This is a genomic window from Actinosynnema sp. NPDC023794 (assembly GCF_040639675.1).
Lineage (GTDB): Bacteria > Actinomycetota > Actinomycetes > Mycobacteriales > Pseudonocardiaceae > Actinosynnema > Actinosynnema luteola.
The window spans coordinates 42,108-55,990 of the sequence record NZ_JBFAFR010000022.1 but is presented as its reverse complement, the minus strand read 5'-3'; the positions used below and the strand labels follow the sequence as shown (position 1 = coordinate 55,990).

Genomic DNA, 13,883 nt, shown 5'->3' with positions numbered 1-13,883 from the left:
CGGGCCGCTCATCCGAGCGAAGCCGTCGCACGCAGGCACAGAGCGGTGCTGGGCAACGAGATCGAGCCGTCCGGACGGCGGTGCTCGGCGACCGAGGCGGCGACGTCGGCCCACAGCGCGGACGTGTCGGCGCCCAGCAAGCCGCGAGCCGCCTCGCGGAGCTCCAGGGGTGTGACGGCCTCGGTGAACCGGGCGTAGGACTCGGCCGAGTCCAGGTCGAACGGGACCTCCACCGCGGTCACCGACACATCGGTGAAGCCCGCCGCGCTCAGGTGCCGCGACACCACCTCGGGGTCCGACATGCTGAACGGACCGGGCCCGGGCCGCGGCGCGGGCAGGTCCAACCACCTCGCGAGCACGCGGAAGCCGAGCGAGAGCATCGGGGCGGTCTCGGGCGGGCCCCAGGTCGACGCGGCGAGCACCCCGCCGGGCTTGAGCACCTCGGCCAGCGAGCGGAACGCCCGCACCGGGTCGGGTGGGAACATCAGGCTCCACCGGCCGAGCACCACGTCGAAACCGCCGCGGGGCAGGTCCAGCGACTCGACGTCCCCGACCAGGAACTCCACGTTGCCCAGCCCGTCGCCCCGGCGCCGGGCCAGGTCGATCATGGCGGGTGAGAGGTCGACGCCGACCACTCGGCCACTCGGGCCGACAGCGGCGGCGGCGGTGAGCGCGGGCTCTCCCACACCCGTTCCGACGTCGAGGACGGAACTTCCCGGCCCCACCCCGCCCAGCTCCAGCAGGCGTGCGGTCACCACCCGGGCGCCGCGCTCGAACGTGTCGGCCACGGACAGCCACCCGACGCTGATGGCATCCCAGTGGAGGCGCTGGCCCTCCTTGAAACGGACGTGGTCGAGCTCTGTGGCGCTCATGGAACCCCCTGGGGTCGGTGCGGTCAGAGGAAGCGCTCGGTGGGGTGGTCGGCGGTCCACGGTCCGGGCCGTGCGGTCTTCAGCACCGACCACAGGTACTCGACTTCCGCGAGCGTGTTGTATACCGCGAAGGACAGCCTCACGGTCCCCACCAGGCCGAGGCTGTCGAGGAACGTGCTGGCGCAGTGCACCCCGCAGCGCACGGCGATGCCGTGGGCGTCCAGGTGGCTGCCGACGTCGTAGGGGTGGATCCCCCGCACGGACAGCGACACGATGCCGCACGGCATGGCGCCCGGGTCGCCCACGACCACGACGTCGTCGAGGTCCGCGACGGCGCCCAGCACGGCCTCGACCAGGCTCTCGTCGTGCTCGCGGACCGCGGGCACGCCGAGACCGAGCAGGTAGTCCAGCCCGGCCGCCAAGCCGACCGCGCCCGCCACGTTCGGCGTGCCCGCCTCGAACCGCGCCGGGGTGGGGACGTAGCGCACCGGCTCGGTGTGGCTGACGCCCTTGACCGTGCCACCGCCGACCCGGTACGGCGGCAGGTCCGCGAGCAGGTCCCGCTTGCCGTACAGCACGCCGATGCCCATCGGTCCGTACACCTTGTGCCCGGAGAAGCAGTAGAAGTCCACGTCCAGGTCCCACACGTCCACCGGCAGGTGCGCCACCGCCTGCGCGCCGTCCACGACCACGAGCGCGCCGTGGTCGTGCGCCGCCGCAGTCATCTCCCGCACCGGGTTGACCGTGCCCAGCACGTTGGACACGTGCGCCACGGCGACGATGCGCACCCTCGGTCCCAGCACCGCGGTGAAGGCCGACAGGTCGACCCGCCCGTCCGCGCCGGTGGGCGCCACCACCAGCTCCGCGCCGACCTGCTCGCACAGCCGCCGCCACGGCAGCAGGTTGCTGTTGTGCTCCATCCCGCTGACCACCACCTGGTCGCCGCGGCCGACGACGCGCCTGCCGACGACGTCCGCGACGAGGTTGGTGGAGTCGGTGGTGTTGGCCGTGAAGACCACCTCGTCCGCGCGCCGCGCGCCGAGGAAGCGGGCGACCGACGTCCGCGCGCCCTCGTAGCGGTCGGTCGCCCTCATCGCGAGCCGGTGGTAGCCGCGGCCGACGTTGCTGTTCGCGGTGCGGTAGTAGTCCACGACGGCGTCGATCACCGCCTGGGGTTTCTGGGTCGTGGCGGCGTTGTCGAGGTAGACCGGCGCGTCCACGTCGCACAGCAGCGGGAAGTCGTCCCGCACGGTCGTGGGCAGCGCTCCCGGGTGGACCTGGCTCATCGCGACTCCTCGGTGGCGAACAGCGCGTCGAACCGGTCCAGGTAGCACCGGTCGAACGCGAACACCTTCTGCTCGGGGTACGGCCGGTCCCGGGCGGGCACGTAACCCCGGTCGCCGGGTGAGGGGAGCACACCGCCGGCATCCCTGAGGTGCGGTCCGAAGAAGAACCAGCAGACCTGTCCGATCTGCTCCGTGAACAGCGCCGCTCGCGCGGACACCGGGTACATCCGCGAGTGCAGGTAGGTGGCCGTGAACTCACCGCGCGGGCCGAAGCCCTGGTCGAACGCCACGTGCCCGAAGACGTCGTGCACCACCCGGAACACGTCGTTGTGGCACAACCGCACGCCGTCGACCTCGACACCCGCGGGCTCCCGCATCGGGTGGTCCTCCGGGCCGGGAACGGAGCCGTGCGCGTCCTCGGTCAGGTGGAGCTTGAGCACCCGCGTCTCGCGGACCGACCCGCGCAGTTCGGCGGACTCGCGGTACGGGAGCCCGGCTCCGCGCCAGGGCTCGACGCGGATGCCGTGCTCCAGGACTAACGCGAACTGCCACGCGCTCACCCGCTGGAGCACCCGGTAGCTGTGGGCGAGGTCCGAGTCCAGCGCCCACGTCGGCGCACGGTCGTAGACATCGGCGACCTCACGGCAGAAACCCTCGTCCAGTCGGACGTTCAGCACCTCGGGGCGCATCCGGTCCACTAGCGACTCGAACAACAGGCCAACCTCCCCGACGGACTGGTCGCCGATCCGCTTCGACTGTAACAGCGGCTATATGTTCCTAAAGCCACCTGATCGAGTGGACGAGGCGGCGGCGAGCCCAGGCCGCTTCCGCGTGCCGCCCCCTCGATCTCCCGTTACGTTGACGGGCGGGTGCCGAACCGGGAGGCCGCGATGTACGAACCGGAGGTGCGCGAGTACCTGCGAATCGGCCTGCTCCTCGGCCGGCTGGTCGAGGGCTTCGTCGACTGCTGGTTCGGCGATCCCGCGCTGTCGCGGCAGGTGCGCGACGAACCGCTGCCGACGCCGGGGGAACTCGCCCGGCAGGCCGCCGACGTCGTGGTCCGCGTGGCGGACAGCTCCCTGTCCCCCCGGCGCAAGCGTTTCCTGGACGCGCACCTCGCCGCGATGAGGTGCTCCGCCCTGCGGCTGTCCGGCCGTCCGGTGCCGTTCCTCGACGAGGTCCGCACCTGCTTCCGGGTCGAGGTCGAGGTGGGCGAGCAGGACCGCTACGCCGAGGCGCACGACGAGATCCGCGCCCTGCTCCCCGGCGACGGTGACCTGCGGACCCGGCTGGAGCGGTTCCACGAGGCCAACACCGTCGGCCCCGACCACCTCCGACTCGCGGTGCAGTCGGTGTCCGACGCGTTGCGCCCGCTCGTGCGGGAACGGCACGGCCTGCCGGATGGCGAGCACGTCCGCTACGAGGTGGTGCACGACAAGCCGTGGCGCGCCTTCAACCGCTACCTCGGCGACTACCGCTCGCTGGTCATGCTCGACTCCCGGGCGGGCCGCGACCTCGCCGCGCTGCCCCTGCTGGCCACGCACGAGTCCTACCCGGGCCACCACACCGAGCACTGCCTCAAGGAGGCCGGGCTGGTGCGGCGGCGCGGCGAGGGCGAGCACACCCTCGTCGTGGTCAACACGCCGCGGTGCCTCGTGGCGGAGGGCATGGCCGAGCTGGCGCTCGCGGCGTCCGTCGGTGACGGCTGGGGCGCTTGGACCTCGGAGATCCTGGCCGGGCACGGCGTGCGGGTCGACGGCGAGCGGGTGGAGGCGGTGATGCGCTCCTGGTGGAAGTTGATGGGCGTTCGCCAGGACGCCGCGATCCTGCTGCACGACCGCGGCGCGTCCACCGAGGACGTCGTGGCCTACTTGACGCGGTGGCTGCTGCTCCCCGAGCAGCGGGCGAGGCACATGGTGGACTTCCTGACCGATCCCCTCTGGCGGGCTTACACCGTGACCTACGTCGAGGGCAGGCGCCTGGTCTCGACGTGGCTCGACGCGCACGACGGCACGATGACCGCGGCGGAGCGGTTCCACCACCTGCTGCGCGCCACCGTGCTGCCCGACGACCTGCGGGACCCGATGACGTCGAATCACCCCATCGGGCAAGGCTCGGTGGTTGTGCCGCGCACCGCCGATGGGCAACCCTTTGTGCACGGCGCCCGGCAGCCCGTGCTCGGGACCGACCTCGCGCAGTCCACTGTGGATGGACCGGTCGCGGACACGGAAGGGGCACGATGAGCGGCACCAACGGTCAACCCGTCCTGCCGATCTGGCCGGAGGGCGCGAGCCCCGAGCACCAGGCCGCCCGCGCTCAGCTCGCCAGGGCGGAACGAGCGCTGCGGGACCACGTGGAGGCGGTCGCCGCGGCACGTCGGGCCCTGCCGCCCGGCCCGGTGCTCCGCGACTACGAGCTGGCCGAGGACGGGCTCGACGGTCCGGTCCGGACGCCGCTGCGCGAGCTGTTCGGCGAGCACGACACCCTGTTCGTCTACCACCTGATGTTCCACCCGGACCACGACGAGGCGTGCCCGATGTGCTCGATGTGGGTGGACGCCCTGCGCGGTGTCGCCGTGCACCTGGCCCGGCACACGGCGTTCGTCGTGATCGCCAAGGCTCCACTGGACAAGCTCCGGGCCTGGGCCGACCGGCGGGGCTGGGACGGGCTGCGCATCCTGTCCAGCCACGGCACCACCTTCAACGCCGACCTGAACGCCGAGCGCCGCGACGGGAGCCAGCGGCCGATGGCGAGCGTGCTGCGCGCCGAGGGCGATGCCGTGCGGCACCTCTACTCGCAGCCCGCCAACCACTTCGACGGCGCCGAGCGCGGCCTCGACCTGCTGAACCCGGTGTGGAACGTGCTCGACCTGCTCCCGGGCGGGCGCGGCGACTGGTACGCGGACAACGACTACGTCCCCGAGGGCGGGGGCGCCCGGGCGACCACACCCGCCTGACGTTCCGAGGGTTCCCACCGGCATCCGGGCGGTCGTACGAAGGGGGACGAACCGTGGCCGCGACCATCGACTTCGACACCACCAGCCTCGCCACCGCGTCGTGGGAGACGATCCGCGACCTCTTCGCGCTCGATCCCACGACCACGCACCTGAACACCGGCACGGTCGGCGCGATGCCGCACGACGTCGTCGAGACCTACGTCCGGGTCACCAGGGAGTGGGCGGGCAGCCTGGCCAACATCTACCCGCCCAGCCTCTACCCCGAGCACCGGGCGCAGATCGCCCGGGACTTCGGCGTGGACCAGGACGAGCTGGTCATCTGCCACAACGCCACCGAGGGCATCTCGCGGATCGTCGCCGGCCTCGACCTCGGCCCGGACGACGCGGTGCTGACCACGTCCCACGAGTGCTTCTCCGTGCTGTCGAACTTCAACCTCGCGCACAACCGCTTCGGGGTGCGGGTCGACCTGGTCACCCTGCCGTCCGGCCCGGACGTCACCACCGAGCAGGTCATCGACGCGTTCGAGGCGGCACTCACCCCGCGCACGAAGGTGATGGCCTTCGCGGCGACCACGCTGTACACCGGCACCCGGATGCCGATCCGCGCGCTGTGCGACCTCGCCCAGCGGCACGGCGTCATCACCATCGCCGACGCGGCGCTGCTCCCGGGCATGGTGGAGGCGAACCTGCGCGAGCTCGGCCTGGACTTCATGGCCGGCTCGGGCTCGAAGTTCCAGTGCGGTCCGCTCGGGACCGGCCTGCTCTACGTGCGGAACAAGGTCTTCCCCGAGCACAACCCGCTGCCGCTGCCCCGGTTCTGGCCGGTGATCTCCACGTGGTACCCGCTCGTGGGCGACATGCCCAAGCGCACCACGACGTCGGTCGAGACCTGCAACATGGGCGACTACCTCCAGAGCGCGGGCAGCGCGAGCATCGGCCGCGCCGCCGCGCTGGCCAAGGCGTGCGAGCTGTGGAACCGGATCGGCAGGCGGCGCATCGAGGAGCGTGCCCTGGAGCTGGGGTGGCACGCCAAGCGGCGGGTCGTGGAGCTGTTCGGCGAGTCCGCCCTGTACTCCCCGCTGCACGACACCCGGCTGCACTCGCCCGTAGTCGCCTTCAAGCCGTTCCGGGCCCCCGAGGACGCCTGGAACATCAACAAGGTCATGGCGTTCGTCGACCGGCTGGAAGCCGAGCACCGGATCTGGATCAGGTGGGTCGAGTTCGAGGTGCCCGGCTCGCCGCACATGCACTACGCGGCCCGGGTCTGCACGCACCTGTTCAACGACCACGACGAGATCGATCGGGCGCTCAAGGTGATGGCCCGACTCGCGGACGAGATGTCCTGACCCGGAGGTCACCAGCATGAGCGACAGCGAACCGCGACGCGGGGGAACACTCCGGCTCTACGGCCCCGGGAGCATGGACCACCTGGACCCGGCGTCGGCCTACTACGCGCTCGGCCACCAGATCACCCGGCTGTTCGCCCGGCAGCTGTTCACCTACCCCGCCGTCAAGGACCTGAGGGACTGGCGCGCGATCACCCCGGTGCCGGACGTCGCGGTCGAGGTGCCGACGACGTACAACGCCGGGCTGAGCGTGAACCACCTGACGTACACCGTCCGCCTGCGCCGCGGCGTGCTGTGGGACACCGCGCCGCCGCGCGAGGTCACGGCGCACGACTTCGTCCGCGGCTTCAAGCGGATGTGCAACCCGGTGTGCGGCGCGGGCGCGATCCGCTACTTCACCAGCACCATCCGCGGCCTGGCCGAGTTCGCCGCGGCGTACGGGGAGGCCGTGCCGCACGCCGACGCGACCGCCGCCGAGCTCGCGGCCTTCCAGAACAGCCACGAGATCAGCGGCATCCGGGTGCTCGACGACTGGACGCTGGTCTTCGAGCTGATCCGCCCGGCCGCCGACTTCGTCCACATCCTGGCGGTGCCGTTCGCCTCCGCCGCACCGGTGGAGTACGACGCGCTCGTCCCCGACAGCGACCGGTTCCGGCGCGGCGTCCGCTCCGACGGCCCCTACCGGGTCGTCCACTACGACCACGGCAGGAGCCTGCGGCTGGAGCGCAACCCCGTGTGGGACAAGGCCACCGACGACGTGCGCAACCAGCACGTCGACGCCGTCGAGGTGGTCATGGAGCACGCCGATCCGGTGCGGGTGGGCCGGGTGATCACCTCGGGTGCGGCGGACCTGTCGTGGGCCTCGCCCGTCACCGAGCCGTACGAGGCCAACCCCACCGACCCCGGCAACGACCTCGGCTACGCGCTCAACCCCTACCTGGTGTTCAACACGGTGAGCCCGAACAACGGCGGGGCGCTGGCCAGGCCGGAGGTGCGCCGGGCGCTCTCGTGGGCCTTCGACAAGGTGGCCGTGCTCGACATCTACGACCAGCTGGCGGCGGGCACGGTGATGCGGCCCGCCCGCTCGGCGATCCCGCCGGGCAACGTCGGGTACGAGCCGTTCGACCTGTACCCGACGCCGGGCGACCGGGGCGATCCCGAGCGGTGCCGTGCCCTGCTGACCCAGGCCGGGTACCCGGACGGGTTGACCCTGACGTTCCTGCACCGCGACGTGGACGCCAACCCGGAGGTGGCCAAGTCCTGCGCGGCAGACCTGGAACGGGCGGGGATCACCGTCGAGCTGCTGCCGATGGGGCACGCCGACTACTACGCCTACCTCCAGGACCCGGCCAACGCCGAGGCCGGGACGTGGGACCTGACGTCCCCGTCGTGGACGCCCGACTGGTTCGGCAACAACGGCCGGGCGTTCCTCCAACCGATGTTCCAGACCAACCGGGCCAGGGGCACCAGCAACTACGGGTGCTACAGCAACCCCGAGGTGGACGAGCTGATCGAGGAGGCGCTCGCCACCGTCGACGAGGACCGGGCGCACGGGATCTGGCACCGGGTGGACGAGCTGGTCATGGGGGACGCGGCCATCGTGCCGATCCTGGAGCACGCGCCGACCATCCCCCACCTCAAGGGCAGCCGGGTCCGCAACGCCGTCCCGATGCCGACGATCGACCGGTGGTTCGACCTGTCCAACCTGTGGCTGGAGCCGACGCCGTGACCGCGCCGACGACCATCCCGGTGGTGCGCTCGCTGCCGACGCCCGGGAGCTACCTGTGCGGGCTCACCTGGTTCGACGGCCTGCTGTGGCACTCGGACCAGGACGCCGGGAGGATCTGGGCCATCCACCCCGGCTTCGGCGAGGTCGTGCGGGACCTGGAGTGCGATCGCGTCCGTGCCGACCTCACCCACCACGACGGCGTGCTGTGGCAGGTCGGCGGGCGACCCAAGCGGATCGTGCTGGTCGACCCGCGGACGGGTGAGGTCCTCGGCACGAAGCCCGTCGACCCGCCCAGCGGCAGGCTGTGCGGCACGGAGGCGTCCGCGGAAGGCGTGTGGATGTGCCTGCGCGAACCGGCGGTGGTGCAGTTGCGGGACTTCGAGACCATGACCGTGCGGCGGGAGATCCCGGTCGAGGGCTCGCCGTCCGGTCTGACCGCGGTCAACCGCACGGTGGTGTACGGGGACTTCGAAGCCGGCCTGGTGCGGGCCGTGGACACCCGGACCGGACTGATCACGGGCACGGCCAGGGTCGAGGGCGCGCCGACGGGGATGGCGTGGGACGGCTACAGCCTGTGGTACTGCGACTTCCGGGCCGGCCGGCTCAAGGCGATCAGGCTCGACGACGTGCTGCGCTGACCGATCCTCGACGGCCATCAGAGGCCGGCGCGGACGGCGCCCCGGCTTCCAGCCCCAGCAGGTCGCAGCACCGCAGCACGGCGTCGGGCTCGCCGACCAGGGACAGCCGCCCGGTCACCATCGCGGCCAGCGGGGTCAGCCGGCCGGAACCGATCTGCACGAACGTCGCCGCGTCCGTCGTCGCCACCATCGCGGGCTCGACCGCCGGGCCCTTCACCGCGCGTGGCACGCGGTCGCGCACCTCGACGTGGTAGACGTGGTCGTCCACCCGGAACTCGTAGCACTCGTCGATCCCGGTGGCCCTCTCCGGCCGCAGCATGGCCTCCACGGCGAGGAACCCCCAGTGCGGGCGCACGGTGTCCGATTCGGACTTCTCCCCCACGAAACCCATCCCCCACCGGGCCAGCCCGGCCACCAGCGGCCGCAACTGCTGCCCCACCGGGGTCAACCGGTACGCCAGCCGTGATCCGGTGCCGTGCAGGTCTACCTGCTCCACGACGCCCCGCTCCACCAGGAACCTCAACCGCTCGGCGAGGAGGTTGGTGCCCAGGGCGGGCAGGTCGGCCAGCAGGTCGACGTAGCGCCGCGGACCCATCAACAGCTCGCGCACGATCAGCAGCGTCCACCGCTCCCCGACGACGTCGAGCGCCGACGCCAGCCCGCAGTACTGGTTGTACGTCCGCTTGCCTGCCATCTCACTACTGTAAACCGCAGCGATGCCACGGAAGGGACGGCCTCGGCCACCGGTGTCAGCGCGAGCTGAACCGACCTTTCATCAGCACGGGACGGGCGAGTTCCTGGAAGTCGACCTCCGGGTCGAGGTCGCGGATCGTCCCCTCGATGACCAGCAACGAGAGCAACGGGAAGATCAGCTCCGGGGCCGCGTGGATGCCGTGCCCGCGCTGGAGGTCGAACATCTCCGTGGCGAACGCCATGAGGCTGAACTCGCGGGCCGGCAGCTTGTGGCTGCGCCGGACCAGGTCGGCCATCCGGTCGAGGAAACCGGTCAGGTCCGCGTCCGCGCGCACCTCGGCGGCGCTCTCCACGACGATCGCCGCGCACTTGTCGCCGTCACCGACGGCCATGTTGAGGAAGAAGTCGGCGAACAGCAGGCGCAGCCGCTCGGTCAGCTGCACGCTGAACCCCGCGTCGAGCACCACCACCTGCGCGGACTCGGTGAAGTACAGGTTGCCGGGGTGCAGGTCGCAGTGGACGTACCCGTTCACGAACAACATCTCGTAGATGGCGGTGAGCCCGGACTCGGCGAACTTCCGGCGGGCCGCGGGCGAGCACCTCGACGCCGCGTCGACGTCCAGGTCGGGGATGAACTCCATCGCGATGCACCGCGGTCGGCACGCCTCCGGCACCACCCGAGGCACCCAGACCCGTGGCACCACGGCCAGTTCCACGCGCAGGCGGGCCAGGCCGGCCGCCTCGCGTTCGAAGTCCAACTGGCCGAGCACCGCGGCGCACATGGCGTCGACGACCTCCACCACCGGGACACCGCGCAACGGCGGCAGCCGGGCCACCAGCACGGCGCCCCGGCGCATCAGGCCCAGGTCCAGCCTCATCACCCGGTCGACGCCGGGCCGGCGCAGCTTCAAGGCCACCTCGGGACCGGACGCCAGCCGCGCGCGGTGGACGCCCGCGATGCTGCCGCTCGCGACCGACGAGTAGTCCACCTCGGCGAAGAGGGTCTCGAGCTCGTCCCCGTAGACCTCGGCCAACGCCTCCCGGGCCTGCCGCGCGGACATCGGCGCGACCGCGTCCTGCAACGTCGCCAACTCGTCGCACATCCCGGGTGGGAGCACGTCGCGCCGGGTGCCCAGCACCTGCCCGGCCTTGACGAACGCGGGGCCCAGCCTCATCAGCAGGGTGGTCAGCCTCGACCACACGTGCCGCCGGGCCGCCCGACTTCCTTGCGCCAGCGCCACGAGCGGAACCGTGACGAGGAGCGGGGCCAGCGTCGCCGCGACGACGAGGAGGACCTCGCCCAACCGCGACGCGAGCGCGAGCGCCCCTGGAGGCGCGTCCCCGTCGTGCTCAGCCCTTGTCGACACCCGGCACCTCGATGGCGCGCAGCTGCAGGGTCGTGTAGTCGCAGTACCAGATCCGGGTGCCGTCCCAGGTGATCCCGGTCGGGTTGCCCGCGACCGAGAACGAGGCCACCTCGCGACGTTCGTCGATGTCCACCATCGTGATGGTCGACGCGGCGTGGTCGGCGTAGGCCAGGTAGTTGTCCGACACGGTGACGCCGGCCGGCCTCCCGGAGACGGCGAAGCTGTCCACCAGCTCCATGTCCTCGTAGCCGCGCAGGTCGATGCGGCGCAGGTCCTCGTACCCCAGCCAGATGCCGTGACGAGTGGCCTCCAGCCCGCACAGCACGTTGCCCGGCCTCGGGTTGGAGATCTCACCGAGCTCGTCGCCCGACTCGGGGTCCATCACGCGCAGCGCCCGCCGGTCGCCCACGACCTGCACGAGGTTGCCGCCGACGGTGGTCAGGTCGGTGCGCACCTCGGGGCACGGGATGTCGCGCTCCACCTCGCCGCTGTACGGGTCCAGCGCCATGATGCGGTTGGACACCGCTTCGGAGAACATCAGGAACTCGCCGGTCCACGTCAAGCCGCACAGCTTCAAGCCGCGGATTGGGATGTCGCGGACGGTGCCCGCCGCGAACGGCATCACCGCCTCACCGCCCGGGCGATGCGGCAGTCCAGGCGCCAGGCCGTGGCGTCGCGCGCCCGCCCCCGCCCGCTCGGCGGCACCACGCCCACGTGGAGCTCGTCGCCCGCCCGCACCTGCGTGTGCCGCAGCGGCCACACCCAGACCGCCCAGTTGCAACCGGGGTAGGAAGGGTAGTTCGACAACGACTCGCCGTCGGCCAGCTCGGCGGTGAAGTACCCCATGACGGCCTGGAGACAGCCTTCCCGGTGCACCGGCAGGCGGACCTCCCGCCGGGGTCGGCCCGTCGAGCCCTGCCCGATCACGTCGTCGCAGAGCCCGACGGGCGCGCTGAGGAACCGCGGCTCGCGCTGGAAGAAGTGCAGCTGCGCGTGCGGTTCGACGAACTCCTGCACCGCGTCGAAGCGGTAGCCGGGCACGACGTCGCCCCAGGTGCCCCAGCCTTCGCCGTCGAACTCGATGGCGACCAGCTCGGTCCTGAGGCGACGCGGCACGACGGCGCCGCCCGGACGCAGGTTGCGCCTGGCCACCGCGTCCAGGATCTCGACCATCTGCTCCTCGGGGCCGAGGTTGCCCATCATCTCGGAGACGATCACGTCGGCGCGGCGCGGCAGCCTGGCCACCCGTGCGTCCCCCTGGACCAGGGTCACCCGGTCGTGGAGGTCGTTGTCCGCGATGATCCGCTCGGCCACCGCGGCCATCGCCGGGTCGGCCTCCACGGCGTAGACGTGACCGGCCCCGTGGCGCAGGGCCAGCATCGACAGCACCAGCGTGCCCGCGCCGACGTCGGCGACCACGTCACCTGCCGTGATCACCGACGCCAGTGCCCGGTCGTAGGCGCTCAGCCGTGGACGGTCCGCGAGCATCACCTGGTGCATGACTAGGAGCCGTTGGTCCATGGGCGCCTTCCTCCGAGAGGCGTTCTCCGGACGACCGTCCGGAGAAAGACGAGTATGTCCGGAAAACCGCCGGCGCGCTGTCAGACGTTGACCGCCGCGTGCTCCCCGACGAACGCGTCGCGCATGACCAGCCGCACGCCGGTCAGCCGAGCCTTGACCTCGTCGTCGGTGGTCACGAGCGGGGCGTCCACGCCGCTCATCGACAGCTCCGTGCCGGTCGCGCCCATGTCGGTGAGGTTTCCGCTGACGTGCACCGAGTTCGCCGCGTAGAGCGTGGCTTGCGGCGTCATGAGCTCGAACTCGGCGTCGAGGTGCAGCTCGCCCGGGAACCTGACGCGGCTGAGGCTCTCCTCGGAACCCTCGCCCAGCGTGCCGCCGGACACCCGCGGCCAGCTCGCCCGCAGCATGACCCGACCGCCCAGCTCCGGGCAGTGGCCCACGACGGCCAGCCGCGCCATCTGCGCCAGGACGCCCGTGCCCTCGGCGTGCTTCTCCGGACCGAACAGCAGGATCTCCGTGCCGGCGGCCTTGCGGTGGTCGCCAGCCAGGTCGACGTGCACGGTCTTGCCGCCGACCTCGACCTCGATCCGGCCCTCCAGCGACACCTGCATGATCATCGACGGGTCGACCAGCATCGACATGCAGGGGCCCGCGCTCGGGGCGAAGAACACCGTCGGCGTGATGCCGATCGGCTGGTTCTCGTCGTCGGCCGGGTACCACGCCTCGGGCAACGTCGTGCCGCGGGCCACGTTGGGCGCCTGGACGACCTCGAACGGGCCGTCGCCGCGCGGCTTGCCCAGGTACGGGCCGGTGAGCGGCTTCTTGAAGGGCGGCACGTGGTCGACCACGCCGTGGATGTCGATCACGTTGCGGTGCGCCAGGCGCAGCGTGCTGGTCTCCAGGATGCCGAAGCGGCGGATGTAGAACTCCGCCGGGAAGTTCTTGCCCGGCACGATCTGCCGGACGTGGCCCGTGTTGGGCAGGAACGGGTTGGACAGGACCTGGATGCGGTCGTCGAGCTCGTAGCTGAAGCCCTTGATGCCGACCTCGGGCGCGCTGATGAGCTCGGTCTCGAACTCCGCGTACCCCTTCTCGTCGACCCGGTGCTCGAACCCCGGCATGGGCCACTTGTTCAGCTGGACGAAGCCGGACAGGTTGATGGTCTCGCGCCGGCCCGCGTAGTAGTCCTCGCCGAACACGACGGTCGCGGCGGCGAGGATGTGCGGTCGGATGGGTTTCGGTTCGAGGTTCAGCGACTCGTAGGTCTCCCGGGGATTGCTCACTGCTCTACCTCCAGCGTCTGTCTCGCACGAGGAAGTGGCGAGACCGTCCACAAGTGACACAAGCTATGTGTTCCGATAGCCATGGTCCAGGCCGATGGAGGTGTCGGCCTCCGACTTCACAACACAGGCGTGTGTCGGTTAATCCCTTGGTGTTACCCGGATACACAACGTCGACCCACCCCCGGACAGCCC

General features: G+C 71.4%; 13 protein-coding genes. 5 read left to right on the top strand and 8 right to left on the bottom strand.

The window, feature by feature from the left end; genetic code table 11:
• Nucleotides 1-8 precede the first annotated feature (8 nt).
• Genes AB0H12_RS32540 through AB0H12_RS32530 form a run of 3 tightly spaced genes read right to left on the bottom strand, consistent with a single transcriptional unit; the run spans nt 9 to nt 2,871 of the window.
• A complete protein-coding gene (locus tag AB0H12_RS32540; RefSeq protein WP_499628220.1) occupies nt 9-872 on the bottom strand; it encodes a class I SAM-dependent methyltransferase in 864 nt (287 codons plus the stop codon).
• Between the two features lie 23 nt (nt 873-895).
• Nucleotides 896-2,158 (bottom strand): aminotransferase class V-fold PLP-dependent enzyme, encoded by a 1,263-nt coding sequence (locus tag AB0H12_RS32535; protein ID WP_499628219.1) that lies wholly within the window; start codon nt 2,156-2,158, stop codon nt 896-898.
• On the bottom strand, nt 2,155-2,871 hold the full coding sequence (locus AB0H12_RS32530) for a crotonobetainyl-CoA--carnitine CoA-transferase (protein WP_499628218.1): 717 nt from the start codon (nt 2,869-2,871) through the stop codon (nt 2,155-2,157). The genes AB0H12_RS32535 and AB0H12_RS32530 overlap by 4 nt, the downstream gene beginning before the upstream one ends.
• A gap of 177 nt (nt 2,872-3,048) precedes the next feature.
• Between AB0H12_RS32530 and AB0H12_RS32525 the strand changes: the two genes are divergently transcribed.
• From AB0H12_RS32525 to AB0H12_RS32505, 5 genes are read left to right on the top strand one after another with little or no spacing between them, the layout of a single operon-like run.
• Complete coding sequence (locus AB0H12_RS32525; RefSeq protein ID WP_499628217.1) at nt 3,049-4,401, top strand: DUF885 domain-containing protein; 1,353 nt, start codon at nt 3,049-3,051, stop codon at nt 4,399-4,401.
• Nucleotides 4,398-5,114: a DUF899 family protein gene (locus AB0H12_RS32520; RefSeq protein ID WP_499628216.1), complete on the top strand. Its 717-nt coding sequence runs from the start codon at nt 4,398-4,400 to the stop codon at nt 5,112-5,114. Before AB0H12_RS32525 ends, AB0H12_RS32520 begins: the two co-directional genes overlap by 4 nt.
• A gap of 53 nt (nt 5,115-5,167) precedes the next feature.
• On the top strand, nt 5,168-6,460 hold the full coding sequence (locus AB0H12_RS32515) for an aminotransferase class V-fold PLP-dependent enzyme (protein ID WP_499628215.1): 1,293 nt from the start codon (nt 5,168-5,170) through the stop codon (nt 6,458-6,460).
• Nucleotides 6,461-6,476: 16 nt separating this feature from the next.
• Entirely contained in the window at nt 6,477-8,189 is a 1,713-nt protein-coding gene (locus tag AB0H12_RS32510) for an ABC transporter substrate-binding protein (protein ID WP_499628214.1), read from the top strand.
• Nucleotides 8,186-8,827 carry an NHL repeat-containing protein gene (locus AB0H12_RS32505; protein WP_499628213.1) on the top strand — a complete coding sequence of 214 codons (642 nt, stop codon included), beginning with the start codon at nt 8,186-8,188 and terminating at the stop codon, nt 8,825-8,827. Before AB0H12_RS32510 ends, AB0H12_RS32505 begins: the two co-directional genes overlap by 4 nt.
• Here AB0H12_RS32505 and AB0H12_RS32500 read toward each other — a convergent pair.
• The 5 genes from AB0H12_RS32500 to AB0H12_RS32480 form a co-directional block, all read right to left on the bottom strand.
• On the bottom strand, nt 8,802-9,521 hold the full coding sequence (locus tag AB0H12_RS32500) for a winged helix-turn-helix transcriptional regulator (protein WP_499628212.1): 720 nt from the start codon (nt 9,519-9,521) through the stop codon (nt 8,802-8,804). The genes AB0H12_RS32505 and AB0H12_RS32500 overlap by 26 nt on opposite strands.
• 55 nt (nt 9,522-9,576) lie before the next feature.
• A complete protein-coding gene (locus AB0H12_RS32495; protein WP_499628211.1) occupies nt 9,577-10,887 on the bottom strand; it encodes an ABC1 kinase family protein in 1,311 nt (436 codons plus the stop codon).
• A complete protein-coding gene (locus tag AB0H12_RS32490; protein ID WP_499628253.1) occupies nt 10,871-11,509 on the bottom strand; it encodes an NHL repeat-containing protein in 639 nt (212 codons plus the stop codon). The genes AB0H12_RS32495 and AB0H12_RS32490 overlap by 17 nt, the downstream gene beginning before the upstream one ends.
• On the bottom strand, nt 11,509-12,408 hold the full coding sequence (locus AB0H12_RS32485; protein ID WP_499628210.1) for a class I SAM-dependent methyltransferase: 900 nt from the start codon (nt 12,406-12,408) through the stop codon (nt 11,509-11,511). Before AB0H12_RS32485 ends, AB0H12_RS32490 begins: the two co-directional genes overlap by 1 nt.
• Before the next feature lie 80 nt (nt 12,409-12,488).
• The gene (locus tag AB0H12_RS32480; protein ID WP_499628209.1) at nt 12,489-13,691 is read right to left on the bottom strand and encodes a DUF6004 family protein; all 1,203 of its coding nucleotides are present in this window, start codon (nt 13,689-13,691) and stop codon (nt 12,489-12,491) included.
• Nucleotides 13,692-13,883: the final 192 nt, after the last annotated feature.